Genomic DNA, 26,202 nt, shown 5'->3' on the forward strand with positions numbered 1-26,202 from the left:
ATGGGAGAAGCATTAAATGGACTAAAAAGAACAATAATGTGCGGTGAACCTAGAGAAAATAATGCAGGGGAAAAAGCCACTGTTATGGGATGGGTTCAAAGAAAAAGAAACTTAGGAGGACTAATATTTGTAGATTTAAGAGATAGAACTGGTATAATGCAAGTTGTATTTGGAGAAGAAATAAATAAAGAAGCTTTTGAAAAAGCTGATACAGTAAAACCGGAATATTGCTTAGCAATTACAGGTGAAATAGTTAAAAGACAATCTCCAAACAATGAGATGCCAACTGGTCTTGTAGAACTTAAAGGAGAAAGTATTAAAATATTATCAGAGTCAGAAACACCTCCTATATACATAAAAGAAAATTTAGATGCATCAGAAAATATAAGATTAAAATATAGATACCTTGATTTAAGAAGACCTGATATGCAAAAAATATTTAAGATAAGACACAAGACAGCAAAGATTATAAGAGATTTCTTAGATGAAAATGGATTTTTAGAAATGGAGACTCCAGTACTTACAAAGAGTACACCAGAAGGAGCCCGAGATTATCTTGTACCAAGTAGAAATTATAAAGGAAAGTTTTATGCGCTACCTCAATCACCACAAATATTTAAACAACTTTTAATGGTATCAGGATACGATAAATATTTCCAAATAACAAAATGTTTTAGAGATGAAGATTTAAGAGCTAATAGACAACCAGAATTTACACAAGTAGATATGGAACTTTCTTTTGTAGAAGAAAATGATGTAATAGGATTAAATGAAGAATTGATAGCTAAAGTATTTAAAGAAGTAGCAGGTGTAGATGTGAAGCTACCAATAGAGCGTATGCCTTATAAAATAGCCATGGAAAAATACGGTTCAGATAAACCGGATTTAAGATTTGGAATGGAAATAGTTAATTTAAGTGAAGAAGTAAAAAATTCTGAGTTTAAAGTATTTAAGGGAGCTTTAGATAATAAAGGTTCTGTAAGAGCAATAAAGGCACCAAACTGTGCTAACATGGGAAGAAAACAAATAGACAAATTAGGTGAATTTGTTAAGACTTATAAAGCAAAGGGTTTGGCATGGATAGCTTATAAAGAAGATGAAATAAAATCACCTATAGCTAAATTTTTAACTGAAGATGAAATGAAAGCTATATTAAATAAAATGGACGCTAAAGTTGGAGATTTAATTTTAATTGTAGCAGATAAAAATAGTATAGTCTTTGATAGTTTAGGAGCATTAAGACTTCATTTAGGAAAAGAATTAGATCTTATAGATAAAAATGAATTTAGATTTGTATGGGTAACAGAATTCCCATTATTATCTTACAATGAAGAAGAAGAAAGATATCAGGCAGAACACCATCCATTTACAGCACCTATGGATGAGGATATAAAGTATCTAGAACAAGATCCAGGCAGAGTTAGAGCTAAGGCTTATGATATAGTATTAAATGGTGAAGAATTAGGTGGAGGAAGTATTAGAATACATGATACTAGTCTTCAAGAGAAAATGTTTAATGTTCTAGGTTTTACTAAAGAAAGTGCTTGGGAAAGATTTGGATTCTTATTAGAAGCCTTCAAATTTGGACCACCACCACATGGGGGATTAGCTTATGGATTTGATAGAATGATAATGTTCTTAGCAGGAACAGATAATATAAAAGATGTTATAACATTCCCTAAAAATCAAAATGCATTCTGTCCTTTAACAGAGGCACCAAATCTAGTAGATGATGTTCAATTACAAGAATTAGGAGTAGTTGCATTAAAAGAAGATAAAGAAGATAAATAGAAGAAATGTTAACAAAAATACATTTCTTAAACATATAGGTCTTAAAAAATATTTATATTTTGTAGTATAATATAAATGGACAATAAATAAAAAATTTAAACTCCTACTATGTACGTTAAAGAGGTTTTATTGAGTCAACATGTTTTTGAAGGGAATCTAACTCTTTTTGTGGATTTGACACTCATAATTATTTGAGGACATGAAACAAAAAGGCGATACCCACCTGTGAGAGAAGCGGGTTCAAAAATAATCTCTTATAGCGGCAAAGTGGGAGTTTGTTGTGTTTATAAACGTATATAAGTTAGCTGTTTATAATTCCTTATAATTATTATATTAAGGAATTAAGCAAATAATATTTTAGGATTAGGAGCAAATAAAATGAAACTTACTAAGTTAGATTTTATATTATATATAAAAAATGGTAATTTGAACTTAATATTATATGCTTTAGCATTGTTAGTAATATTTATTCCAATAAGTGTAGTTCTTATTACTAATAGCCCTTTTAGTGCTAATGTTAGTAAAATATTTATAACTATATCAGCTATATTCATTATGGTTGGTAAGCTTATTACAATATTTAAGAAACAAGAAAGAGAATCTAGATCTATAGATATTGGTATTATTGCAGGAATGCTAATTGTACTTTTATTTTATATTTTTATATAGTAAAGATATGATTTATATTATAAAGGTCTATATAAGATAAAAGGGTTGATTTAAAATAATTTTAAAACTATTTTGAGGATTAGCTTCTTTTTATTTTTACTTTAAAATCAGATATGGGTAATATTTATTTCTAAATATTATAGTATTAAGAATGTAAAAAAACACTTTAGATAAAATCTAAAGTGTTTTTTATGGTGCCGGAGGCGGGAGTCGAACCCGCATGGTATTACTACCGACGGATTTTGAGTCCGTTGCGTCTGCCAATTCCACCACTTCGGCAAAATAAGTAATTAAAAACCAACAAAATTATGATAGCATAATTTTTCTATTAAGTCAATAATTTAAAAGATTTTAGATTACAAAAGCTCTTTAGAATTATAATAAATACTATCTAAAGTATCTATTATAAAATTCTAAAGAGCTTAACTAACAGGTTACTTTATATCAAATATTAATTACATCACTATAATTTAACTATTTTTGACTAAGACCTTTTTCATAAGCTTCTACCATCTTCTTAGTCATAGTTCCACCTACATAACCGTTTTGTCTTGCTGTTAAATTTCCTTTATCAACAGTTTCATAATTAGTTAATCCTAATTCATTTGCAGACTCCATTTTTAATTGTTCTAATCTCTTTTTTGCTTCTGGTACGACTAATTTGTTTGAATTTGAATTTGAATTTGCCATTTTTTATTCCTCCCTTTAACTTTTGTTCAAACTTCTTTAATTAAGTTTGTAATATAAGTTTGTGTAAAACCTCCATTAATAAACTAGTAAATTGAATGCATTTAATATAATATATTCCATATGAACCATAATTAAGTTTTAATAATATTAAAAAGCGCTACTCTACAGGATCTCCTTTAAAATTTTCATATTTAGGTTCAAGTTTAGAATCTCTGCTGTCTGCATTATATTCTGGTCTTTTTCCATCAAGTTTTTTAGAACGTTTATGCTTTTCTGTTTTATAACTTTTAGTAACCATTTTATTTTTCATCTCCTAAGTTTTTTAATAATATATTAAAAATTTAATGATAATAATTAATATCATCAATTATTTGTTTCCCATGTTTTAAGATACTTATACAAAAAAATATTTTTGTATAACAAAATTAAATATTATAAAAATTTTACTTGTTTATAAAAAATATGATATAATGAGTAAAAAATAAATGGAAATAATCTAGGAGTTGATTCTATGAAAGAAGTAGGGTATATAAAATCTATTAATAATGGATATGCGTCTATGATGTTTAAAAGAAAATCTGGTTGTGGGGATAACTGTGCGAGTTGTAAAGCTCATTGTAGTGCAGCATCTATAACTACAGATGTAGAGGATACTTTAGGAGTTGCTGTAGGTGATATGGTAGAAGTTGATATACAAACTAAATCCTTTTTCGCTATGACATTTTGGACATACATATTTCCATTAATAATGATGACTATAGGATTGGTAATTTCTTTGATTATATTTAAGAAATTAGGAATTAAGCAATATGAACTATTAAGTACATTAGTTGGACTAGTATTTCTAGCCGTGGCTTATTCTATATTAGGTAAAATCGATAAGAAATTAGGTAAAAGTCAAGAATATAATATAAAAATGTTAAGAAAAATTTATAAATAACTTAAAAGTCTTGTATGTTTGCAAGACTTTTATTTTATTAAATTGTAAGTATAATTAATAGTAGAATTTAGTGTATAATAATATTTATTTAAGTTATTAAGGAAGTGAATAATTATGCTTAGATTTTTAGACGCAGGAGAATCTCATGGAAGAGCTTTAATAGCTATAATAGATGGAATTCCATCCAATGCAGATATAGATATAAACTTTATAAACAATGAGCTTAAAAGAAGACAAGGGGGATATGGCAGAGGAAAAAGAATGAACATAGAAAAGGATAAGGTTAAGATATATTCCGGATTAAGAGGAAATAAAACTACAGGAAATCCAATAACTATGATTATATATAATAAAGATTTTGAAAACTGGAAAAATGCAATGGAACAACAACCTAAAGAAAATGAAAGAATAACTATACCAAGACCAGGGCATGGAGATTTTGTAGGTTATTTTAAATATAATACTAATGATATAAGAGATGTAATAGAGAGAACCTCTGCTAGAGAGACGGCTATAAGAACAGCTGTAGGAGCCCTATGTAAATCTATATTATTTAAACTTAATATAGATATAAGAAGTAAAATTCAAAGCTTAGGAAAAATATGTGATGATAAGGTGGATATATATAATGATAATATATATGATAAAATAGAGAGTAGTCCCTTAAGGTGTTTTAATGAAAATATAGAAGAGAAAATGAAGAATAAAATAGATAAGTGTAGGAAAGAAGGAGAAACTTTAGGAGGAAGTATATATATATCTATAAAAGGTGTTCCTTTAGGAATTGGCAGCTACACTCAATGGGATAGGAAATTAGATGCTATATTAAGTTATTCTATTATGTCTCTTCAGGGAATAAAGGCAGTAGAATTTGGAGAAGGTTTAAATGTAGAAAAAATGGGTAGTGAGTTTCATGATAATATATATTATCATGAAGGAACTTTTATGAGGAATACTAATAATGCAGGTGGAATAGAGGCAGGAATTTCTAATGGTGAGAATATAATAATAAAAGCTTATATGAAGCCAATACCTTCTGTAAAGAAAACTATGCATACTGTGGATTTAAAAAGCAGGATAAATGTGGAAAGTAGATATGAAAGATCAGATATTACAGGAGTAGTACCAGCTTCTATAGTTTTAGAAAATATATGTGCTTTTGAAATACTAAAGCAACTAATAGATAAATTTCCTTCTGATACATTTCAAGAATTAAAAAATAGTTTAAAAGAATATAGAAATAAAATATAAATTGTTTTATTATACCGATTTGGAGGTAGTTTAATGGATAAGGAAAGATTATTAATATTGGACTCTAATAGTCTGCTTAATAGGGCATTTTATGCATTGCCAGATTTTATGACAGCAGAGGGCATACATACTAATGCAGTATATGGTTTTATGACTATGTTATTAAAAATGAAAGAGGAAATTAAGCCAAATTACATAGTAGCAACTTTTGATAGAAAAGCACCTACTTTTAGACATAATGCTTATAAAGATTATAAGGCTGGGAGAAAAAAGATGCCAGATGAATTGGCAGAGCAGTTTCCAATAGTTAAAGAATTGTTAACTTATTTAGCTATAAATATATTTGAGATAGATGGATTTGAGGCAGATGATTTAATAGGAACTTTATCTGTATTTGCAGAAAGTAAAGGCATAGAAGTATATGTAGTTACAGGAGATAAGGATGCACTTCAATTGGCTACAGATAATGTTCATGTAGTTATAACTAAAAAAGGTATTACGGAAAAAGAGATATATGATAAAAATAGAATGATAGAAGAGTTTGGTGTAACTCCTAAAGAATTTATAGATGTAAAAGGTCTTATGGGAGATAGCTCTGATAATATTCCAGGAGTGCCAGGTATAGGTGAAAAGACAGCTTTTAAACTTATAAAAGAGTATAAAAGTATAGAAAATGTACTTGAAAATATAGAAAGTTTAAGAGGTAAAAAGTTAAAAGAAAATTTAATAGAGTATAGAGAACAGGCTATATTTAGTAAAAAATTAGCTACTATTATGTGTAATGTACCTATAGATATAAATTTAGAAGATATAAAATCCAAAGAAGAATATGATGTAGATAAAATTCGAGAAATGTTTGTAAAACTACAATTTAAATCCTTAATGGATAAAATTCCATATGGAAATAAAAATATAAAAGAAGAAGAAAATATAGAATTTAAGAATATAAATTCTATAGAAGACTTTTATTTATTACAAAATAAGATACAAGAAAATTATAACGAAAATGATTTGTTTATCTATTTTGAACTTATAAATGAAGAAGTGTTTTCTAAATCTAATATTAAGAATATTTATTTAAATTTTAATAAAGATATTTTTAAATTAGAGTATTTAAATTTATTAGAGGAAGATGAGAAAACTACCATAAACATTTCCAAAGAAATATTTGAAAATAAGAATATAAGAAAAATTGTTTATGATGCTAAAGGTGCTTATACAGTACTTAGAAAAATGAAAATAGATTTAAAAAAGGTAGATTTTCATATTAATTTAGCAGCTTATTTAATAGACCCTCTAAGAAAAGAATATAATATTTATAGTTTATGCGGGGAATATTTAGGTAAAAGTATAGATATAGAAGATGACTTAATAAAAATAAAAGAAATAGCATTATTACCTGATTTATATAAGATATTACAAAATAAAATAAAAGAGTTTAATATGGAAGAATTATTATATAATATAGAGCAACCATTAACTAAAGTGTTGTCTTCTATGGAAGCTGTAGGTTTTAAGGTGGATAAAAACATTCTTTTAGATTTAGAAATAAAATTTAAAAATGAAATAGAAAATACCCAAAAGGAAATATTTAATATGTCTGAAGAAGAATTTAATATTAATTCTCCTAAACAACTTGGAAAAATACTATTTGAAAAGTTGGATTTACCAGTAATAAAAAAAACAAAGACAGGATATTCAACTAATGCAGAAGTTTTAGATAAATTAAGAGATAAACATGAGATTATAGATAAAATAACATACTATAGACAGTTAACTAAAATTTATTCAACTTATATAGAAGGACTCAAAAATGCTATAGATGTAGATGATAAGATACATTCTAATTTTAATCAAACTGTAACAGCTACTGGAAGGCTTTCAAGTACGGAGCCTAATCTTCAGAATATACCAATTAAATATGAATTAGGAAGAGAAATAAGAAAAGTATTCATACCTAATAATGAACAGTCAGTTATATTGTCCGCAGATTATTCACAGATAGAGTTAAGGGTTTTAGCTCATATAGCTGACGATGAAAACTTAATAAGTGCATTTAAAGAACATGATGATATTCATACTAAAACTGCTTCTGAAGTATTTAAAGTTCCACTAGATAAAGTGACTCCACTTATGAGAAGTAATGCTAAAGCAGTTAACTTTGGAATAGTATATGGTATAGGTGATTTTAGTTTAGCTAAAGATTTAAACATATCAAGAAAAGAAGCTAAACAATATATAGAAGCTTATTTTGAAAGGTATCCTAATGTTAAAAATTATATTGAAAATATAATACAAAAGGCAGAAAATATAGGATGCGTAGAAACTATTTTTAATAGAAGAAGATATATAAGTGAACTAAAATCTAAAAATAAAATAGTAAAATCAGCAGGAGAAAGGCTTGCCATGAACACACCTATACAAGGTAGTGCAGCGGATATAATAAAATTAGCTATGATAAATGTGGATGAGAGACTTAAAAAAGAAAAACTTAAAACAACTATAATACTTCAAGTCCATGATGAATTAATATTAAATGTATATAAAGATGAATTACAGCAGGTAGAAAAGTTAGTAAAAGAGGAAATGGAAGAAGTGTTGGATTTAAAGGTACCACTTGAGGTAGATATACATGTGGGAAACAATTGGTATCAGGTTAAATAAGGAGAAGATTATGATGGAAAAGGGCATTTTAAAAATAGGACTCACAGGTGGTATAGGTAGTGGTAAAAGTACTGTATCTGCTATGATAAAAAATAAGGGGATTCCTGTTGTAGATGCAGATTTGGTAGCTAGGGAGGTATTATATATTTATCCAGAAATTTTACAGCAAGTTAGAGAAATTTTTGGAGAAAAATTTATAAATGAACAAGGTGAACTTAAAAGAAGGGAGTTTGGTAATTTTATTTTCAAATATAAAGATAAAAGAATTGCTTATGAAAAGATAATAATGCCTTTTATAATAAAAGAAAGTTTTAATAAGGTACATTGTATTGAGCGGCAGGGAAAGAAAATATGTGTTTTAGATGCCCCTACTTTAATTGAGCAGGGTCTATATAAAGATATGGACTTTAATATATTGGTGTGGGTAGATAAGAACACCCAAATAAGTAGAGTTATGCAAAGGGATAATTTAAATAAACAACAGGTAGTAAATAGAATGGTCTCACAAATACCAATGGAACAGAAAAGTAAATTAGTAGATTTTATTATAGATAATTCTAAGGATTTAAATAATACTAAGTTACAAATAGATGAAATTTTAGAACTTATAAAATCTAAATTGGAAAAGAGGGGGGGAGTGCTCTAATATTAGGGCAAAATTAAAGTGAAATTTTTTAGAAGACTTATAATATTAGTACTTACCTTAATCGTAATATTTAATATAACTACTATAGCTAAAAGTATTTTCCCAGTTAAACATAAAAATTATATAGTTAAATATTCAAAGGAATATAATTTAGATCCTTATTTAGTAATGGCTATAATAAAAACAGAAAGTAATTTTAAAGAAGATGCAAAATCTAATAAAAATGCACAGGGGCTTATGCAACTAACTCCAGATACGGCTGAGTGGATAGGAAATAAAATGAATATGGACTATTTTACTTTGGATGAATTAAAAAATCCAGAAATTAATATAAAGATGGGATGCTGGTACTTAAATAATTTAAGGCAAGAGTTTAATGGTAATATGGACTTAGTATTGGCAGCATATAATGGTGGAAGAGGAAATGTTAAAAAATGGCTTAAACAAAAAGAGCACTCAAAAGACGGAGAAAATTTACACTATATACCTTTTAAAGAAACAGATAAGTATGTAAAAAAAGTAAAGGTAAGATACAATATATATAAATTTTTGTATAAGAGATAGTGTATAATTTATTGACAACTATAAAAAAATATTATAACATATCTATAAATCATTATAAAAAGCAGGCGTGCTGGAATAGGCAGACAGGCATGTTTGAGGGGCATGTGTTTATATAGACGTGTGGGTTCAAGTCCCATCGCCTGCACCATAAATTGCTATTGAAAAAGTAACTATAATTTGATATATTATAACTCTGGTTTAAAAGTTTTACGTTTAAATAAAAAACTATTGAAAAATTTATTATAAACATTTATAATAAAGAAGAAGAGATACAAAAGTTAATAATTTCTGGAATATACGCTAGGCTCTATATTTTGAACCTACATCATAATTACGGGAGTTCAATATTTAGATATGAATTTGACCTATAAGAACCAAAACATTGGCAAGGACAAGAAGTATCTGTGAGGACACCCACCTATCAGAAGATAGGGTGTCAAAATTGGGGCTACGGTATTTTGGATTATAATAATGAATGCAAAAAGAGGTTTTAAGAGCCTCTTTTTTTGTCGAACTTATTTAAAATTAGTCTATAATAATAAATATGTAAAATTTTTATATAAAAAATTTATTATATGTTATAATTGAATTGTAGAAACTAAAAGGTATTAGGAGGAAAATTTATGGCTAATAAATATTTAATTATAGATGCAAGTATACTCCCAGATGTTTTTGAAAAGGTTGTGAAGGTTAAAGAATTATTAGCTACTGGTAAGGTTAAAGATATATCAGAGGGAGTTAAAAAGTCGGGAATTAGTAGAAGTACATATTATAAATATAAGGATTTTGTGTTTTCTGTAGCGGAGGGTGTAAAAAGTCAAAAGGCTACTATAGGATTATTATTAGGACATGAAAGAGGAACATTATCAAATATATTAGATAGAATAGCAGAAAGTAAGGGGAATATTCTTACTATAAATCAAGATATACCCATAAACAATGCAGCTAATGTAACCATAACTTTTGATATATCTGAAATGAATATAGGACTAAAAGATTTCTTAGAAGAAATAGAAAGTATAAAAAATGTTGTAAGAGTTAATTTAATTGCTATGGAATAGTAAATAATTATTTAAAATTGCTACACTAGCTTAGATATAATGATGTATATATCTAAATTAGTGTAGCAATTTTAATTATAATATAAAAAATGAAAGGAATTTTAAGAGTTTTGTAGAATAAATTATTAAAAGTAAGGGGTGAATTAATTGTTAGATGTAAAGATTAAAAGTGATAATATAGAAATATTAAATGTAGAAGGAAAAGATATTTCTATGTTATTTCACTATATGAAATCAAATAAATTCAATGGAAATTTAAATTGTCATCCCGTAAGTAATGAAGATGAATTAAGAGAAACATTTATTGAATGCTATTTAAGCGAATGTGAATTTTTCATTAAGGTAATGTATAAAGATAAATTAAAGGGTATATTAAAAGGAAGAGCAGAATTTAAAAATCCCAATGAAATATGGCTATTATACTTTTTGAGATTTGAAAATGAAAATATAAATTTTAATTGGGAGGAAATAATAACAAAATTAGAAAAATACTTTTTTATGCAATATGGAATAGATAAATTTTATGTTATTATAAACAGGTTTAATTTGGATATGATTAAAATGTTTAAAAATAATGGATTTGTGCCTATAAGAATATATAAAAAAGTAAAAAATGGAAACTTAGATAATGATAATATTGTGTTTTTCAAATAATATAAAAGCAAGTAAAGATTACTTGCTTTTATATACATGAATTTTTATTTGTTGGCTAAGTTTTTTAAGATATTATATATAAATATATAATTTGTACTAGCTTCTTGTTTTGTTATTTCTTTTGGAAGTTTGTTTATATTAGATTTTAATTTATTTAAGGTTTCTATATTATCACTTTTATTATCTACTTTTTTTAGTGAATTGCACCATTTTTTTAGATTATCAGTTTTTATGGATTTAATATCTTTATCAGATAATTTATTTAATATTTGTAGATAACCATTTATTATTTCACATATTTCAAAATCACAAGAATCTTTTTTTGTTAATGTAAAAGTAATTTTAGAATTCTCTACTTTGCTATCAGATAAAGTTTTTATTATTTTATTTGCTTCATTCTCAGTATAAATTCCTAATACTACTCTTTGTTTGTCTTTATCTGCTACAGAGAAAGGATTGCCATAATTTTTTATAGTATTTATAGATTTTTCTGCATTGTTTTTGTCTTTAAACATTCCAGTTTGAATTGCTATAAATTTGCAATTATTATTGTTCTTGGAATTATTATAAATAGCATTTTGTTTTTTAGAAGATTTTATAGGGGTTTTTGTACTACTGCCAAAAAAGTTAAATAAGATGGTGCCCAGTATAAAAGCTAAAAACAAAATCAATAATACTATTAAAAAAAATACGAAATTAAATCTGTTTTTTTTCTTGAAGTCATATCGAGTGTATCTCATTTTTTCTTCACCTCATTTTGTTTTGTTATTAAATATTTCTCTTTATAAGTGTATATTCACAAAACTTTAAAAATATTACAGGTAAAAAATTATAGAGATACTTGTTTAACTTTTTATTAAATGATAAACTATATTAGATATAATTTTAAGGTGGGGTTATTATGAAAAGTCCAGAAAAAAATAAAAATTTATTTGGGGTTTTTATACTTTTAGGTTCTATATTGGGAACTATTTCGGGTGAAATAATAGGGAATAGCTTTGCTTCCTTAGCTTTTTTAAAAAATTCCTATAAAATAGGAACTTCCGCTCCACTAGTATTAAATCTGAAAATTTTAAATTTAACCTTGGGAATAAATTTTGATATAAATATTATGACTATAATAGGAGTAATATTGTCAATAATACTATATAGGAAGTAAAATTAAGGAAGTGTAGCAATTGAAACAGATTATATTAGCTTCTGCATCAAAGAGAAGACAGGAACTTTTAAAATTAATAAGTAATAATTTTCATACAATAGTGAGTAATTTTGATGAAAGTAGTATAATATTTAGTGGTGATGTAACTTCTTATGTTACTGAGTTGGCAGAGGGAAAAGCTTTGAATGTATTGGAAAATTTACAAGATAAAAAAGATAAAGTTATTATAGGATGTGATACCTTAGTGTATTATAATGATACTATATTAGGTAAACCTAGAGATGAAGAAGAAGCTTATTATATGCTCAAAAGACTGAGTGGGTCTGTACATGAAGTTTATTCTGGACTTGCAATTATAGATTCTGATTCTAAGACTATAAAAAAGGATTATGTTTGTACAAAAGTTAAGTTTGATACTTTGAAAGATGAGGAAATATATAAATATGTAAAAACTGGTGATCCTATGGATAAAGCTGGTGCCTATGGAATTCAAGGCAAAGCATCGATTTTTGTTGAAAATATATCTGGTTGTTATTATAATGTTGTAGGGTTACCTTTAAATAAACTATATAAAATGTTACAGGAGGTGGGGGTAAATCTTTAAAAGGAGAATGTAATATATGAATAGTATATTCAAAATAAAGGATTTACCTAAAGGTGAAAGACCACAGGAAAGGCTTATAAAATATGGGGCAGAAGTTTTGTCTAATGCAGAACTTTTAGCTATTATACTAAGGACAGGAACAAAAAACCAAAACATAATAGTTTTAACAAATAATTTGTTAAAACTAAGTGGAGGTTTAAATGGACTTTTAAGTCAGACACTACAAGATTTAATGGATATTAAGGGTATAGGAATCACTAAAGCATCTCAAATACTTGCTTTATCAGAGCTATCTAAAAGGTTTAAAGCTTATAAATCTGGTAATGAATATAAAATAACTAAACCTAAAGATGCAGTAAACTTAGTTATGGAGGATATGAGATATTTAAAACAAGAAAAATTGAGAGTCATAATGTTAAATACTAAAAATGTGGTTATATTTATAAAAGATGTGTTTTTAGGAACTCTGAATTATTCTATAGTACATCCTAGGGAAATATTTTGTGAAGCTATAAAGAAAAATAGTGCTTCCATAATAATATGTCATAATCATCCTTCAGGACATGTTACACCTAGTAGAGAAGATATAAACATAACCCTTAGATTAAAAGAATGTAGTAAATTAATAGGAATAGACTTATTAGATCATATAATTATTGGTGATAATCAATATATTAGTTTAAAAGAAAAGGGTACTATATAAGCTAATAGAGAGGAGAAAATTTTATGAGATTTTTTGGTATTACGCGTGATATGGGAGTAGATTTAGGAACTGCAAATACTTTAGTATATTTGAAAGGCAAGGGAGTTGTTCTAAGTGAACCTTCTGTTGTAGCTATAAATAAGGATGTAAATAAGGTGCTTGCTGTGGGAGAAGAAGCTAAACAAATGATAGGTAGAACTCCAGGAAACATTGTAGCTATAAGACCATTAAAAGATGGAGTAATAGCAGATTTTGATGTAACACAAATTATGCTTAAAAAGTTTATAGAAAAGGTAAGTCCAAAGGGAGGATTCACTAATCCGAGAATAGTAGTGTGTTTTCCATCAGGAGTTACTGAGGTTGAAAAGAGAGCTATTGATGAAGCTACAAAACAAGCAGGTGCTAGAGAAGTAGTACTTATGGAGGAGCCAATGGCAGCAGCTATTGGAGCAGGACTTCCAGTAAATGAGCCAACAGGAAGTATGATTGTAGATATAGGTGGAGGAACTACAGAGGTTGCTATTATATCACTAGGAGGTATAGTTACAAGCAAATCTTTAAGAGTTGCAGGAGATGAATTAGATCAGTCTATTATAAATTACATAAAGAAAGAATATAGCCTTATGATAGGAGAAAGAACTGCTGAAAATATTAAAGTAGAACTAGGTTCTGCTTATGATACAAATGAAGATAAAACAATGGATATAAGAGGAAGAGATTTAATATCAGGACTTCCAAAAGTTATAACTATATCTGAAAAGGAAGTTAGAGAAGCTTTAAGAGAACCAGTATTATCTATAATAGATTCAATAAAAACTACATTAGAAAAAACACCACCAGAGCTTGCTTCAGATATAATGGACAAAGGGATTATGCTTGCAGGAGGGGGAGCACTACTTAGAGGTTTAGATCAACTTATAAATGAAGAAACTCATATGCCAGTCCACATTGCAGAATCTCCTCTTGACTGTGTAGCTGTTGGTGCAGGTAAAGCACTAGAAACAATAGATAAAATATTAGAAGCTAAAAAATAATAAGAGAGATGAAGAAGTTTTTTAAAAATAAACTGGCAGTAACTATTATTGTGCTGTCAGTTACCTTTTTAATATTAATTACGCAGAGTGTGGGGAGAAGCAAGGTTTCTTTTGTGGAAAGTGGCATAGGTTCTGTTATAAATCCTGTTCAGGGTACATTATATAAAGTAAATAAAAAGATTAGAAATTTTGTAGGTTTTATATTGAATGTTCCAGATGTAAAAAAAGAAAATGAAGATTTAAAAAAGAGAAATAGTGAGCTTGAAAGTCAATTAATAGAGTATAAGGCTTTAAAAAGTGAAAATGAAAGATTAAGAAATATGGTTAACTTTAAGAACCAAAGATCTGAATATGACTATGTAGGTTGTGATATAATTGGAAAAAGTGGTGGAAACTACTTAGATGAGTTTACTATAAATAAGGGATCTAAATCAGGAATAGCTAAAGGTATGATTGCTATAACTGATGAAGGATTAGTAGGACAAGTTACTTCAGTAGGATCTACTTGGTCTACAGTTCAGTCCCTTTCTAATGAAAATTTAGCTGTTAGTGCTATAATTGATAGAACTAGGGAAAATAGCGGTGTAGTAAAAGGTTACAAAGATAGTACTAGTAAGTTATTGGCAAAACTATATTTTCTTCCTTTAGAATCAACAGTTAAAAAAGGTGATGTTATATTAACTTCAGGACTTGGAGGTTTCTATCCTAAAGGCATAAGAATTGGTAAAGTAACAGGTGTAGAAGAAGATAAAGGTAAGGTAATGAAAAATGCTATAATAGAACCTTATGTAGATTTAAGAAAAATAGAAGAAGTATTTATAGTAATACCTAAAAATAAAATAGAAGTTAAATATTAAGGTGATGGATATGAAAAGAAGTTTTATATTAGGGATTATTCTAATTTTACTAACCATATTAGACAATAGTTTTATGCCTTTTATAGCCATAAGAGGAATTTATCCAAGCTTATTATTTATATTTATTATAAGTTATTCTATTATAAATGGTAAGCTAGAAGGAACTTTAATAGGAGTATTTTCAGGGATACTTCAAGATATATATTTTAATAATATATTTGGTATTAATGCTTTATTAAATATGATTTTGTGTTTAATAGCAGCAGAGATAGGTGTTAATATAATAAAGAAAAAAAGAGTTATACCAGTGATAACTTGTTTCATATTAAGTGTGGTAAAAGGACTTCTAATGGTTCTTATAAACTATATTTTAAAGGTTAATATAAATTATAATACAATAATTTATTCCAGCATTTATAGTGCAGTAATAGCTATAATTATGTATAGGATTATATATAATTTTTGTAATACAAAATATATGGAGAAAGATTGGAAGTTCTAAAGGAATGGTGATTTAATTAATGAATTTAGGAAAAAATAATAAATTTACTAGGTTCACTGCTCTTGTAGTAATAATGATATTTATTTTTACTGCAATTGTATCAAGGCTTGTATATTTACAACTAATTAATTCTCAAGAATACAAAGAAAAAGCTAATAATAGATCTATAAGAGAAATACCAGATCCTGCACCTAGGGGTAATATATTGGATAAGAATGGGATAGTACTTGCTACTAATAAGCAAAATTATATGCTTGTATATAATGAAACGCCAGAAAGTAAAAAGATGTTTTTTAATACAATGGTTAAGGTATTTAGTATTTTAGATCAATATAAAGAGAAACAAACAGATGATTTTGAATTAAAAATAAATCCTTATAGATTTGAATTTAGGGCAGATAATGCAGAAGCTAAAAGGCAGCTAGAATTAAGGTTTAAAAAAGATAGGGGATTTGAGGAGGTAGTTGCTAAAAAGTTATTTAAGGATAAAAAACTTGAAGAACTAACTAAAGAAGATAAAATTAAAATAGATGATGCAATACTTAAAATAACTCCTGAAGATACATTTGAAAAGCTGATTAAGGATTATGAAATAGATTCAACTAAATATTCTCTTGAAGATCAGAGAAGATTTATGATGATTAGAGACACTGTTAAAATGCAGAGCTTTTCAGGATATAAACCTGTGACAGTAGCTAATAATATAAAAAAAGAGACAGCTTTTATATTTCTGCAAAAACTAAATGATTTACCAGGTATAGATGTTACTACTCAACCCATAAGAGAATATCCTTATAAGGAAGTAGGTTCTGCAGTGTTAGGTTATATGTCTAAAATAAGCGGAAACGATGAGAAGTATAAAGAAAAGGGATATGATCCAAGTTCAGATTATATAGGAATAAATGGAATTGAAGGAGTATTCGAAAGTAGACTTAAAGGCTCTAAAGGTGCTAGAATAGTAAAACTTAATAAAAACGGTAGAATTATTGAAGAACTGGGTAGTAGGGAACCTTATCCAGGTCAAAATATACAATTAACTATAGATAAAGATGTACAAGAAGCAGCGGAAAAATCATTAGATTCTGTAATGGAAGATTTACGCAATAATCCAGCAAGAGGAGACGTTAATACATCTAATGCCACAAGAGGAGCCGCAGTAGCTGTAGATGTAAATACTGGAGCTATATTAGCATTAGCTAGTAGGCCAGGGTTTGACCCAAATTTATTTGCAGCCCCAGGTAGGCTGACACCTGATTTATACAAAAAGTTTTTTAACCCAGATTTATCGGAATTTGGGAAACAATACATAACTAATAAAGGATTAACGCATTATTATCCAGGAGAAAGTTTAGATCAGGTCTTAGATAGATTATTTCCATTAGATAAGAGCATAAAAAATAATAAGACTATAAGACAAGATTTATATGATATATATCCTAAACCTTTTTATAATTATGCTACATTATCAGTAGTGCCACCAGGCTCTACGTTTAAAGCTATGACAGCTATAGCAGGACTTGAAAGTGGAGTTATAACTCCAGGATATACTATATCAGATAATGGAGTGTTTGATGATGGTAGAAAATTTGTTAAAAAGTTTGCTGTAGGTGGATATGGAGCGGTAGATTTAAGTAAAGCATTAGAAGTATCGAGTAATCCATATTTTATGACTGTAGGAAAATTATTAAGAGAAGCACAAGGTGATGATGTACTTGCAAAATATGCTTGGAAATTTGGACTGGGAGTACCACCAAATTCTAATGAAAAACCTTCTACAGGAATAGAGATACCTGAAAGATTTGGCCAAGTATTTAATACATATTCTTTAAAGAATGTGTATGCTACTCAATATTTATGGGAAACAATGTCTAGCTTAAAGGAAGGAAAAGATGCTAGAGGAAATAAATTTCCTGCTATAGATTTGTATGATAGAGAAGGTGACTCTCAAAAAGTAATTTCAATAAAGAAACAAATAAAAAATGCAATTCAAGAATCTATAAAAGAGGGAACTAAAAAGTTTGACAAGAATAATTATGCAAAATTACTAGGAGATTTAATAAAAGAGGATCCAAAATATAAAGATAAAAATATATCTCAAAGTGATATGAGCAGAATAGTAGATGCTATTTATTATATAACAATATCCGATGCGAACTTCCAAATAGGAGTAGGTGCTAATATGTATAATGCTGCTATTGGTCAGGGTATAAGTAACTTTACTCCTCTTCAATTAGCTAATTTTATGGCTACTTTAGCTAATGGAGGTACTAGATATAAACTTCATTTAGTGGATAAAATAACAGATCCAGATGGAAAATTAGTAGAAAAAGTTCAACCGGAAGTAGTGGAAAAAACTAATATAAGTCAATCTACAGTACAAGCGGTTAAAGATGGAATGGCTAGAGTTAATGAAGGTGTACAAGGTACAGCAGCTTCTGTATTTAGAGGTTTTCCAATAAAGACAGCAGGTAAAACGGGATCAGCGACTTTCAGTAATAGTCAAGATGCTTATGGTAGAACTTCTTATGGTGTTTATATAGGATTTGCACCTTGTGATAAACCACAGATCGCAGTAGCTATTATTATATTTGATGGTGGTCACGGTAATTTTATAGCACCTGTAGCAAAATCTATGTATGAGGCTTATTTTAAGGAACAGCTTAATAAGGGCAAGGAAGAAAAAGTTAAAAGCTCTACTGAAGAAACTAAAGAAAATACAAACAATTCAGATGCAAACGGAAATGATGCACAGGAAAAAGATAAAAAACCTAATGTAACGCAATAAAATAATATGTAGACTTTTAGTCTACATATTATTTTTATATGCATTGAGAAAGAGTAAAAATATTTTTATATTTTAGGAGGATTTAAAGACATTGTGTTGAAATATACATAAGATAGTGCTTTTAAATGGCTTTTTTGGAGGTTTAACATGCTAAGTAAAAATATAATAATTAAAGGTAACAAAGAGGGTCTAAATGCTATAATAAATATGAATAAATTTAGAGATTTTGATGAAATGTTGGAAGCACTAATAGAAAGATTAGCTACAGGAAGAAAATTTTATAAGGGAGCTACTCTTAAGATAACTACGCAGTTAAAATATATAAATGAAAGAAACTTAAGAAGATTAAAAGATGTCTTATTTGATGAATTTTTAATAAAAGATTGTATATTTGAAGATAAAGAAGAAAAAGGTAGCAAGGTTTTTAATGGAATATATGAGGGAAGAACTAAATTTTTAAGGCGAACTATAAGAAGTGGGCAAGTTATCAATTATAATGGCAATATTGTGATTATAGGAGACGTTAATTCGGGTGCAGAAGTGTATGCTGGAGGAAATGTAATAGTTTTAGGTACCCTTAGAGGATATGTACATGCAGGGTTTACAGGAAATACCAAAGCTATGGTGGCAGCTTTTTATATGCAACCTTCTATACTGCGAATAGCTAATATTATGACGAGATCCCCAGAGGATAGTATTAAACCTCAATATCCAGAAGTAGCTAAAGTAAAAGGCGATATCATAATTGTGGAACCTTATGTACCTAATAAATTCATATAAAAAATGGGAGGCGAAAGAATGGGAGAAACAATTGTTGTTACATCTGGTAAAGGTGGAGTAGGAAAAACTACGACTTCAGCAAATATAGGAACAGCCCTTGCATCAATGGGAAATAAAGTAGTTATAGTAGATGGAGATACAGGACTTAGAAATCTTGATGTACTTATGGGACTTGAAAATAGAATAGTTTTTACTCTTATTGACGCTATAGAGGAAAGATGTAGATTGAAACAAGCTTTAATTAAGGATAAAAGATTAAGTAACTTATATTTATTGCCAACAGCTCAAACTAGGGATAAAGAAGATGTAAAAGTAGAGGATATGTTAAATGTAGTTGGTGAATTAAAAAAAGAATTTGATTATGTCATTATAGATTGCCCAGCAGGAATAGAAAGAGGCTTCGAAAGTTCTATAGTTGGTGCGGATAGAGCGTTGGTAGTAGTAAATCCGGAGGTTACTTCAGTAAGAGATGCAGATAGAGTAGTTGGAAAATTAGATGCAAAGGGTATTGAAAATCATGAATTAATAGTTAATAGATTAAATTACGAAATGACACAAAAAGGAGATATGTTAGATATTCAAGACATAATAGATAGTTTGGCTATAAAACTTATAGGGGTAGTTCCAGATGATAGAAATATTACAGTATCAACTAATAAAGGGGAACCTATAGTTTTAGATAATAAAGCTTTAGCAGGACAAGCTTTTAGAAATATAGCAAAGAGAATTACAGGTGAACAGGTTCCTATTATGGATTTTAGTAATTCTGGACAAGGATTTTTAAAATCTTTTAAGAGATTATTTGGTTTAAAATAGGAGGGGTATAATGGATTTATTAAAAATTTTTTCTTCAAGACCTTCCTCAAAGGATCTTGCTAAGGAAAGATTAAAGCTTATTTTAATACAAGATAGGAATTCAATATCTCCAGAAGTGTTAGGTTCTATAAAAGAAGATGTACTTAAAGTTATATCTAAATATATGGAAATAGATGATCAAGATGTGGATATAAAGATGACTAGTACGGAAGAAGTTCAGGGATATTCGCCTGCACTGATTGCAAGTATCCCTATAAAGAGAATGAAAAATATAAAATAAAATTCAAATATTTTTAAAGCTATGTATAAATTTTTACATAGCTTTTTTTATTTTATGTGGTATAATCATATTTGTATTACAAGGGGGAGGATATAATGTTTGATAAGTTTATTATAAATAAAAAATTGTTAAAAGAGCTTGATTTTAGCATTATAATTATATGTAGTATTATAATGATATTTGGAGCTTTTAATATATATAGTGCTACTCACATGAAAAGTGGAACTCATTATTTTCAATATCAAATAATGTGGTTGATTATAGGACTTGCCTTAATTTATTTTATACTTATATTTGATTATGTTAATATAGAAAATTATGCCAATATATTCTATTGGATAAGTGTATTTTTACTTATATTAAATGATACTATTTTTAAAAAGACTGTTAATGGAGCAAGCTCATGGATGAAAATAGGTCCAGTTACTATACAACCTTCAGAGTTTGCAAAACTAGCTTTAATTATAATGCTTGCAAAGAAATTAGACGATATGGAAGGCGATATAAATAATTTACATAACTTTTTTACTTTAGCATTTTATGCTGTAATTCCAATGTGTTTAATAGTGATACAGCCTGATATGGGAATGACTATGGTATGTTTTTTCGCAGTATTAGGAATGTTCTTTATTGCAGGGTTGGATTTGAAGGTTATAATAGGAGGACTTGCAAGTTTGGTAGGTTTAGTAGCCATAATATGGAATTCACCTTTAATGCAAACTTATTGGAAAAATAGACTCACATCTTTTATTAATCCAGAAGCAGACGAATTAAATACAGGACTCCAACTGGTTCAATCTAAAATAGGTATAGGTTCTGGAGGACTATTGGGAAAAGGATTTTTAAAGGGTACTCAAATATCTGGTGGTTTTATACCAGAAGCTCATACAGACTTTGTATTTTCAGTAGTAGGAGAAGAATGGGGATTTATAGGAGCCTGTATATTGATAGTTTTATACGCCATACTGGTTTATAAATTTATAAAAATTGCTCAAAAATCCAAAGATATATTTGGAAATATGGTTACAATAGGTATTATGTCATCCTTTTTATTTTCAATATTACAAAATGTAGGTATGACTATAGGAATATTGCCTATAACAGGTATAACTCTTCCTTTTATGAGTTATGGAGGAAGTTCTACACTGACGAATTTTATGGCTATAGCACTAATTTTAAATATAAATATGCGTAGAAAGAAAATTAATTTCTAAAAATGATTTTATTTAATATAAAAATTTTTAAAACATTTAATAATGTATATATAGGGTTGCCTTATGTAGTATATAGAAGTTTTATGCTATGTAAAGGCAACCTTTATAATTTTATAAAGTAATAAAACCATAAAATTATAAATATAAATAAAAATATAAATGTTATAGGAGGAGCTTTATTGTATAACTCACAGTATGAAGAATATTATAATTCATTAAAAAGAAGAAATTTCTCAAGATACCAACCAAGGAGAGGTAGTTCTTATAATAATACCTTTAGGGATTCCAGATATAACAAAAATAATTTTACAAGAAGAATTATAAGAGATCTTTTAGGTACTTTTTTATTGTTTTTGATTGTTATAGGGATAAAGTCTATAAAAACTCCACATACACAAATGGTTTATAACTACTCTAAAAAAGTAGTAAACCAGAATTATAATTATAAACCTTTATTAGAAAAGACTAAGAACAAAGATTTTAAATCTTTAGAAAAAGAGGCCTTAGATTACATAGAGAAAATAAAAAATAAAATTACAGAAGAAAAAAGCATAGATAGCTTTATAAAAGATGAATTCCAAATACCTATTGAAGGAACTGTGAGTTCTTGCTATGGATATAGGAAAGATCCTATAAGTGGTAAAAAAAAACTGCATAATGGTGTAGATATAGGAGTAGATGAAAATACAGATGTAATTGCTAGTTTCAATGGAACTGTAAAGGACTGTGGATATGACAAAGAATTAGGAAAATATATATTAATAGATCATGGAAGAGGCATAGAAACTAAATATGCTCATTTAAATGGTATTAAAGTAAAAAAGCAAGGGAAAGTTAAAAAAGGTAAGATAATAGGTGAAAGTGGCAATACAGGAAAATCTACAGGACCTCATCTACATTTTGAGATAATATATATGGGAGAAAATAAAAATCCACAAAATTATTTTAAGGACTTTAAAAAATAATATTTGTATTAAGAATAAAAGTTTTTTTATTGAATAATTTAATTGTTGTAAGCATTTTTTAGAGGTAAAGTGTGGTAAAGATAAATAAGTATTTTATTCCATATATATTTTTTTTGCTTTATATAGGATATAAGGGAAATTTATTATTAAGTTTTTGTGTAGTATTTATGCATGAACTTACTCATTATATGGTAGCCAGAAAATTGGGTTTTAAGGGTTTTGATATAGAAATATTTCCTTTAGGGTTTTCTCTTAATTTAGAGGGCTTGGAAGAGGCCACTACTAAGGAAGATTTAATAATATCTATATCAGGACCATTATTGAATATTTTACTCTCCATGATATTCTATTTTTTATATTTTAAATTTCATAATTATTATTTATATAGTTTATATTTAAGTAATTTAATAATAGGTATTTTTAATTTTATACCAGCCTTCCCTTTGGATGGCGGGAGAATTCTAAGAGATATATTATGTTTTAAAACTTTTTATAGAGAAGCTAATAGAATAACTATGAATATAAGTATAATTATAGGAATACTTCTTATGTTTTTGTACATTTTTCTTTTTATGAAAGAAATAAATAATTTTAGTTTAGGTATAGCCTCCTTATTTATAATAATTTCATCATTAAAAGAAAAAGAAAGGATAGCTTATATAATTATGACCCATATAGTTAAGAAAAAGTATAAATTTATTAAAAAAGGGTATATAGAAAATAAAGATGTTTCTATATATTATAAGGTAAATTTGTTACAGGTATTATCTTTAATAGATAAAAGTAAGTATACTGTATTTACTGTATTAGATGATGATATGAAAGTTATAGATATATTATATGAAGAGGAAATAGTAGAAGGATTAAAGTCTTATGGTAATTTAACCTTAGAAGAATTTATAGATGTAGAGAATGAAGAATTTAACAATAAAGATGTATAAGCATGAATGAAATAACTAATTGTTTTCATTCATGCTTATATGTTAAAATTAAATAATGTGAGAAACCATGAGGAGGAATTTGGATGAATAGAATATCCGATGATATATTATATAGGGTAGAGAAACCAGCTAGATATATAGGTGGAGAACTGAACTCTTACAACAAAGATAAAAGCAAGGTAGACATAAGATTTGCTTTTTGTTTTCCAGATGTATATGAAGTAGGAATGTCTCATCTTGGAATGAAAATATTATATTACATATTAAATAATAGAGAAGACATCTTTTGCGAAAGAGTATTTGCCCCTTGGCCAGATATGGAAAAACTTATGAGGGAAGAAAACATACCATTATATGCATTAGAGAGTAAAGATCCTATAAAAGATTTTGATTTTATTGGATTTACTCTTCAATATGAAATGAGTTATACTAATATATTAAATATGTTAGATTTAGCAGGTGTTACTATAAGAGCATCAGAAAGAGGCCAAGACGAACCTATAGTAATGTGTGGTGGACCTTGTGCATATAATCCTGAACCACTTTATGATATAGCAGATTTATTTGTTTTAGGAGAAGGCGAGCAGTTAAATCTTCAAGTGCTTGATTTGTATAAGAAATATAAAGGGGACAAAAAGAAATTTTTAAGAGAGGCTTCTCATTTAAGAGGTGTATATGTACCATCATTATATGAGGTTACTTATAAGGAAGATAACACAATAAAGGAATTCAAACCTTTATATGATGATGTACCTAAAACAGTTAAAAAGGTAATAGTTAATAATTTAGATAATGTATCTTATCCAGACAATCTAGTAGTTCCATATACAGATATAGTTCATGATAGAATAGTTTTAGAAACTTTTAGGGGATGTACTAGAGGATGTAGGTTTTGTCAAGCAGGAATGATTTATAGGCCTGTTAGAGAAAAGAAAACAGAAACATTATTAAAAATTTCAGATGAATTGGTTAAAAATACTGGATATGATGAAATAACTCTATCATCTCTTAGTATATGCGATTATTCAGATATTCAAAATTTAGTATTTTCCATGGTAGAGAAAAATAAAGAAGGTAAAGTAGGTGTAACATTACCATCTCTTAGAATTGATTCTTTCTCAGTAGATTTAATAAAAGAAATACAAAAAGTTAGAAAAACAGGACTTACCTTTGCACCAGAAGCAGGGAGTCAAAGAATGAGAGATGTTATAAATAAAGGCGTAACTGAAGAAAATCTGATGAATTCAGTAAAAAGTGCCTTTGAAGCAGGGTGGTCTACTATAAAGTTATACTTTATGTTAGGACTTCCGTATGAAACAATAGATGATGTTATAGGAATTGCAGATTTAGGTCAAAAAGTAGTAGATAAATATTATGAAGTTCCGAAGGAAATAAGAAAAAAGGGTCTTAAGGTAACTGTAAGTACATCTATATTTGTACCTAAACCATTTACTCCATTCCAATGGGCGCCACAAGATAGAATGGAAGATGTAAGAAAAAAGATTATAACTTTAAGAGAATCTATAAAAAGCAAGCAAATTACTTATAACTGGCATGAATCTTTAGTGAGTTATATGGAAGCTATTTTTGCAAGAGGAGATAGAAGAATTTGTGATGTTTTAATTAAAGCTTTTGAAAAGGGTGCAAGATTTGATGGATGGAATCAATATTTTGATTTTAATATTTGGCAAGAAGCTTTAAAAGAATGCAATGTAGATGGAGAGTTCTATGCTTATAGACAAAGAGAATATGATGAAATTCTTCCATGGGATTTTGTAGATGTAGGAGTATCTAAAGAGTTTTTAATGAAAGAAAATGAAAGAGCCAAGAGAGAAGAGGTTACACCAGATTGCAGAAGAGGATGTAAGAATTGTGGTGTAAATGTCAATTTAGAAGGGAAGTGTTTTGAAGGTGCGTTATTTAATTAAATTTTCAAAAGAAGGTAATATAAAGTTTATATCTCATTTAGACCTTCAAAGAACTCTACAAAGAAATTTTAAAAGAAGTGGTTTAAAAGTAGAATACTCAAAGGGATTTAATCCACATATAATTATGTCAATGGCTCAACCATTAGCGGTAGGAATGTATTCTAGAGGGGAATATTTAGATGTAAGTTTTATAGAAGAAACAGATGAAAAAGAAATAATAAATAAACTAAATGAAACATCACCTTCTGGTATTAAATATTTTAAGGCTGTTAAGCTTAGAGAAGCATCGAAATCAAAACAATTTAAATCTATGGCTGCAGTTGCTGCAGCAGAGTATGTAATAAAGATAAAATATGATGATATAAGTAATTTAGACTGTGAAATAAAAAAAATGTTTTCTAAAGATACATTAAAAACTATGAAAAAGACAAAAAAGACTTGTAAAGAAGTAGATATAAAACCTATGATTAAGAGTTTTAACTATTCAATAGAAAAGCCTTATATTGTAATAAGAACTCTAATAAATTGTGGTAGTGTATCAAATTTATCAGCAGAACTTTTAGCAACTTTTATAAAAGAAAACACAACTAGTGTAAGAGAAAATAGTTTTGTAGATATTGAAAGACAAGAAACTTATGGCGAATATAATGGAGGGCTAGTACCGTTGTATAAATATGCTGAGAATTTTTAGAATTTATTTTTAA

The 26,202-nt window shown here is 27.8% G+C and carries 27 protein-coding genes, 2 tRNA genes and 2 other RNA genes; 27 read left to right on the forward strand and 4 right to left on the reverse strand.

Features of this window, described 5'->3' with window-relative positions; genetic code table 11:
* The 3 genes from aspS (at position 1) to BN1711_RS03325 (ending at position 2,460) form a co-directional block, all read left to right on the forward strand.
* Positions 1-1,791, forward strand: a complete 1,791-nt coding sequence (aspS, locus tag BN1711_RS03320) for an aspartate--tRNA ligase (protein ID WP_050606767.1) — start codon at positions 1-3, stop codon at positions 1,789-1,791.
* A 97-nt stretch (positions 1,792-1,888) separates the two neighbouring features.
* A non-coding RNA gene (gene ssrS / locus BN1711_RS12180) (6S RNA) lies at positions 1,889-2,069 on the forward strand.
* A gap of 100 nt (positions 2,070-2,169) precedes the next feature.
* Positions 2,170-2,460 carry a hypothetical protein gene (locus tag BN1711_RS03325; protein ID WP_050606768.1) on the forward strand — a complete coding sequence of 97 codons (291 nt, stop codon included), beginning with the start codon at positions 2,170-2,172 and terminating at the stop codon, positions 2,458-2,460.
* A gap of 192 nt (positions 2,461-2,652) precedes the next feature.
* Here BN1711_RS03325 and BN1711_RS03330 read toward each other — a convergent pair.
* From BN1711_RS03330 to BN1711_RS12510, 3 genes are all read right to left on the reverse strand, one after another.
* Positions 2,653-2,739 (reverse strand) — tRNA-Leu (locus BN1711_RS03330).
* Between the two features lie 195 nt (positions 2,740-2,934).
* Positions 2,935-3,150 carry an alpha/beta-type small acid-soluble spore protein gene (locus BN1711_RS03335; protein WP_050606769.1) on the reverse strand — a complete coding sequence of 72 codons (216 nt, stop codon included), beginning with the start codon at positions 3,148-3,150 and terminating at the stop codon, positions 2,935-2,937.
* Between the two features lie 157 nt (positions 3,151-3,307).
* Positions 3,308-3,448: a hypothetical protein gene (locus tag BN1711_RS12510; RefSeq protein ID WP_164995930.1), complete on the reverse strand. Its 141-nt coding sequence runs from the start codon at positions 3,446-3,448 to the stop codon at positions 3,308-3,310.
* A 213-nt stretch (positions 3,449-3,661) separates the two neighbouring features.
* Between BN1711_RS12510 and BN1711_RS03340 the strand changes: the two genes are divergently transcribed.
* From BN1711_RS03340 to BN1711_RS03375, 9 genes are all read left to right on the forward strand, one after another.
* Entirely contained in the window at positions 3,662-4,090 is a 429-nt protein-coding gene (locus BN1711_RS03340) for a SoxR reducing system RseC family protein (RefSeq protein WP_050606770.1), read from the forward strand.
* A gap of 114 nt (positions 4,091-4,204) precedes the next feature.
* Positions 4,205-5,341: a chorismate synthase gene (gene aroC, locus BN1711_RS03345; RefSeq protein WP_050606771.1), complete on the forward strand. Its 1,137-nt coding sequence runs from the start codon at positions 4,205-4,207 to the stop codon at positions 5,339-5,341.
* 33 nt (positions 5,342-5,374) lie between these two features.
* Positions 5,375-8,005, forward strand: a complete 2,631-nt coding sequence (gene polA, locus BN1711_RS03350; protein ID WP_050606772.1) for a DNA polymerase I — start codon at positions 5,375-5,377, stop codon at positions 8,003-8,005.
* A gap of 25 nt (positions 8,006-8,030) precedes the next feature.
* A complete protein-coding gene (gene coaE, locus BN1711_RS03355; protein ID WP_050608424.1) occupies positions 8,031-8,651 on the forward strand; it encodes a dephospho-CoA kinase in 621 nt (206 codons plus the stop codon).
* A gap of 18 nt (positions 8,652-8,669) precedes the next feature.
* Positions 8,670-9,215, forward strand: a complete 546-nt coding sequence (locus BN1711_RS03360) for a lytic transglycosylase domain-containing protein (RefSeq protein ID WP_050606773.1) — start codon at positions 8,670-8,672, stop codon at positions 9,213-9,215.
* Between the two features lie 61 nt (positions 9,216-9,276).
* Positions 9,277-9,363 (forward strand) — tRNA-Leu (locus BN1711_RS03365).
* 134 nt (positions 9,364-9,497) lie between these two features.
* Positions 9,498-9,684: non-coding RNA, 6S RNA (ssrS, locus tag BN1711_RS12185), on the forward strand.
* A 154-nt stretch (positions 9,685-9,838) separates the two neighbouring features.
* A complete protein-coding gene (locus tag BN1711_RS03370; RefSeq protein WP_050606774.1) occupies positions 9,839-10,276 on the forward strand; it encodes an ACT domain-containing protein in 438 nt (145 codons plus the stop codon).
* 147 nt (positions 10,277-10,423) lie between these two features.
* Positions 10,424-10,930, forward strand: coding sequence for a GNAT family N-acetyltransferase (locus tag BN1711_RS03375; protein WP_050606775.1), 507 nt, complete (start codon positions 10,424-10,426; stop codon positions 10,928-10,930).
* A gap of 44 nt (positions 10,931-10,974) precedes the next feature.
* Here the strand turns inward: BN1711_RS03375 and BN1711_RS03380 are convergent, their stop codons facing one another.
* A complete protein-coding gene (locus tag BN1711_RS03380; protein ID WP_050606776.1) occupies positions 10,975-11,670 on the reverse strand; it encodes an SPOR domain-containing protein in 696 nt (231 codons plus the stop codon).
* 161 nt (positions 11,671-11,831) lie between these two features.
* On the opposite strand from BN1711_RS03380, the gene BN1711_RS03385 reads away from it, so the two are divergent.
* The 15 genes from BN1711_RS03385 to BN1711_RS03455 all read left to right on the forward strand — a co-directional run bounded on the left by BN1711_RS03385 (position 11,832) and on the right by BN1711_RS03455 (position 26,189).
* Positions 11,832-12,089, forward strand: a complete 258-nt coding sequence (locus BN1711_RS03385) for a DUF4321 domain-containing protein (RefSeq protein ID WP_050606777.1) — start codon at positions 11,832-11,834, stop codon at positions 12,087-12,089.
* A gap of 19 nt (positions 12,090-12,108) precedes the next feature.
* The gene (locus BN1711_RS03390) at positions 12,109-12,693 is read left to right on the forward strand and encodes a Maf-like protein (protein WP_050606778.1); all 585 of its coding nucleotides are present in this window, start codon (positions 12,109-12,111) and stop codon (positions 12,691-12,693) included.
* A 16-nt stretch (positions 12,694-12,709) separates the two neighbouring features.
* Entirely contained in the window at positions 12,710-13,396 is a 687-nt protein-coding gene (gene radC, locus BN1711_RS03395; RefSeq protein WP_050606779.1) for a RadC family protein, read from the forward strand.
* 23 nt (positions 13,397-13,419) lie between these two features.
* Positions 13,420-14,430: a rod shape-determining protein gene (locus BN1711_RS03400; RefSeq protein WP_050606780.1), complete on the forward strand. Its 1,011-nt coding sequence runs from the start codon at positions 13,420-13,422 to the stop codon at positions 14,428-14,430.
* 8 nt (positions 14,431-14,438) lie between these two features.
* The gene (gene mreC, locus BN1711_RS03405; RefSeq protein ID WP_050606781.1) at positions 14,439-15,287 is read left to right on the forward strand and encodes a rod shape-determining protein MreC; all 849 of its coding nucleotides are present in this window, start codon (positions 14,439-14,441) and stop codon (positions 15,285-15,287) included.
* Positions 15,288-15,297: 10 nt separating this feature from the next.
* Positions 15,298-15,789, forward strand: coding sequence for a rod shape-determining protein MreD (gene mreD / locus BN1711_RS03410; protein WP_050606782.1), 492 nt, complete (start codon positions 15,298-15,300; stop codon positions 15,787-15,789).
* Positions 15,790-15,808: 19 nt separating this feature from the next.
* Positions 15,809-18,574, forward strand: a complete 2,766-nt coding sequence (locus BN1711_RS03415; protein ID WP_050606783.1) for a penicillin-binding transpeptidase domain-containing protein — start codon at positions 15,809-15,811, stop codon at positions 18,572-18,574.
* A 147-nt stretch (positions 18,575-18,721) separates the two neighbouring features.
* The gene (gene minC / locus BN1711_RS03420) at positions 18,722-19,354 is read left to right on the forward strand and encodes a septum site-determining protein MinC (RefSeq protein ID WP_050606784.1); all 633 of its coding nucleotides are present in this window, start codon (positions 18,722-18,724) and stop codon (positions 19,352-19,354) included.
* 18 nt (positions 19,355-19,372) lie between these two features.
* Complete coding sequence (gene minD / locus BN1711_RS03425) at positions 19,373-20,170, forward strand: septum site-determining protein MinD (protein ID WP_050606785.1); 798 nt, start codon at positions 19,373-19,375, stop codon at positions 20,168-20,170.
* 10 nt (positions 20,171-20,180) lie between these two features.
* Positions 20,181-20,450, forward strand: a complete 270-nt coding sequence (gene minE, locus BN1711_RS03430) for a cell division topological specificity factor MinE (protein ID WP_050606786.1) — start codon at positions 20,181-20,183, stop codon at positions 20,448-20,450.
* A gap of 95 nt (positions 20,451-20,545) precedes the next feature.
* On the forward strand, positions 20,546-21,664 hold the full coding sequence (gene rodA, locus BN1711_RS03435; protein WP_050606787.1) for a rod shape-determining protein RodA: 1,119 nt from the start codon (positions 20,546-20,548) through the stop codon (positions 21,662-21,664).
* 179 nt (positions 21,665-21,843) lie between these two features.
* The gene (locus BN1711_RS03440; protein WP_050606788.1) at positions 21,844-22,629 is read left to right on the forward strand and encodes a M23 family metallopeptidase; all 786 of its coding nucleotides are present in this window, start codon (positions 21,844-21,846) and stop codon (positions 22,627-22,629) included.
* A 71-nt stretch (positions 22,630-22,700) separates the two neighbouring features.
* Positions 22,701-23,570 carry a M50 family metallopeptidase gene (locus BN1711_RS03445; RefSeq protein WP_050606789.1) on the forward strand — a complete coding sequence of 290 codons (870 nt, stop codon included), beginning with the start codon at positions 22,701-22,703 and terminating at the stop codon, positions 23,568-23,570.
* Positions 23,571-23,653: 83 nt separating this feature from the next.
* Positions 23,654-25,498: a TIGR03960 family B12-binding radical SAM protein gene (locus BN1711_RS03450; RefSeq protein WP_050606790.1), complete on the forward strand. Its 1,845-nt coding sequence runs from the start codon at positions 23,654-23,656 to the stop codon at positions 25,496-25,498.
* Entirely contained in the window at positions 25,476-26,189 is a 714-nt protein-coding gene (locus tag BN1711_RS03455; protein WP_050606791.1) for a TIGR03936 family radical SAM-associated protein, read from the forward strand. Before BN1711_RS03450 ends, BN1711_RS03455 begins: the two co-directional genes overlap by 23 nt.
* Positions 26,190-26,202 lie beyond the last annotated feature (13 nt).

Source organism: Clostridium niameyense (assembly GCF_001243045.1).
Taxonomy (GTDB): Bacteria; Bacillota; Clostridia; order Clostridiales; family Clostridiaceae; genus Clostridium_F; species Clostridium_F niameyense.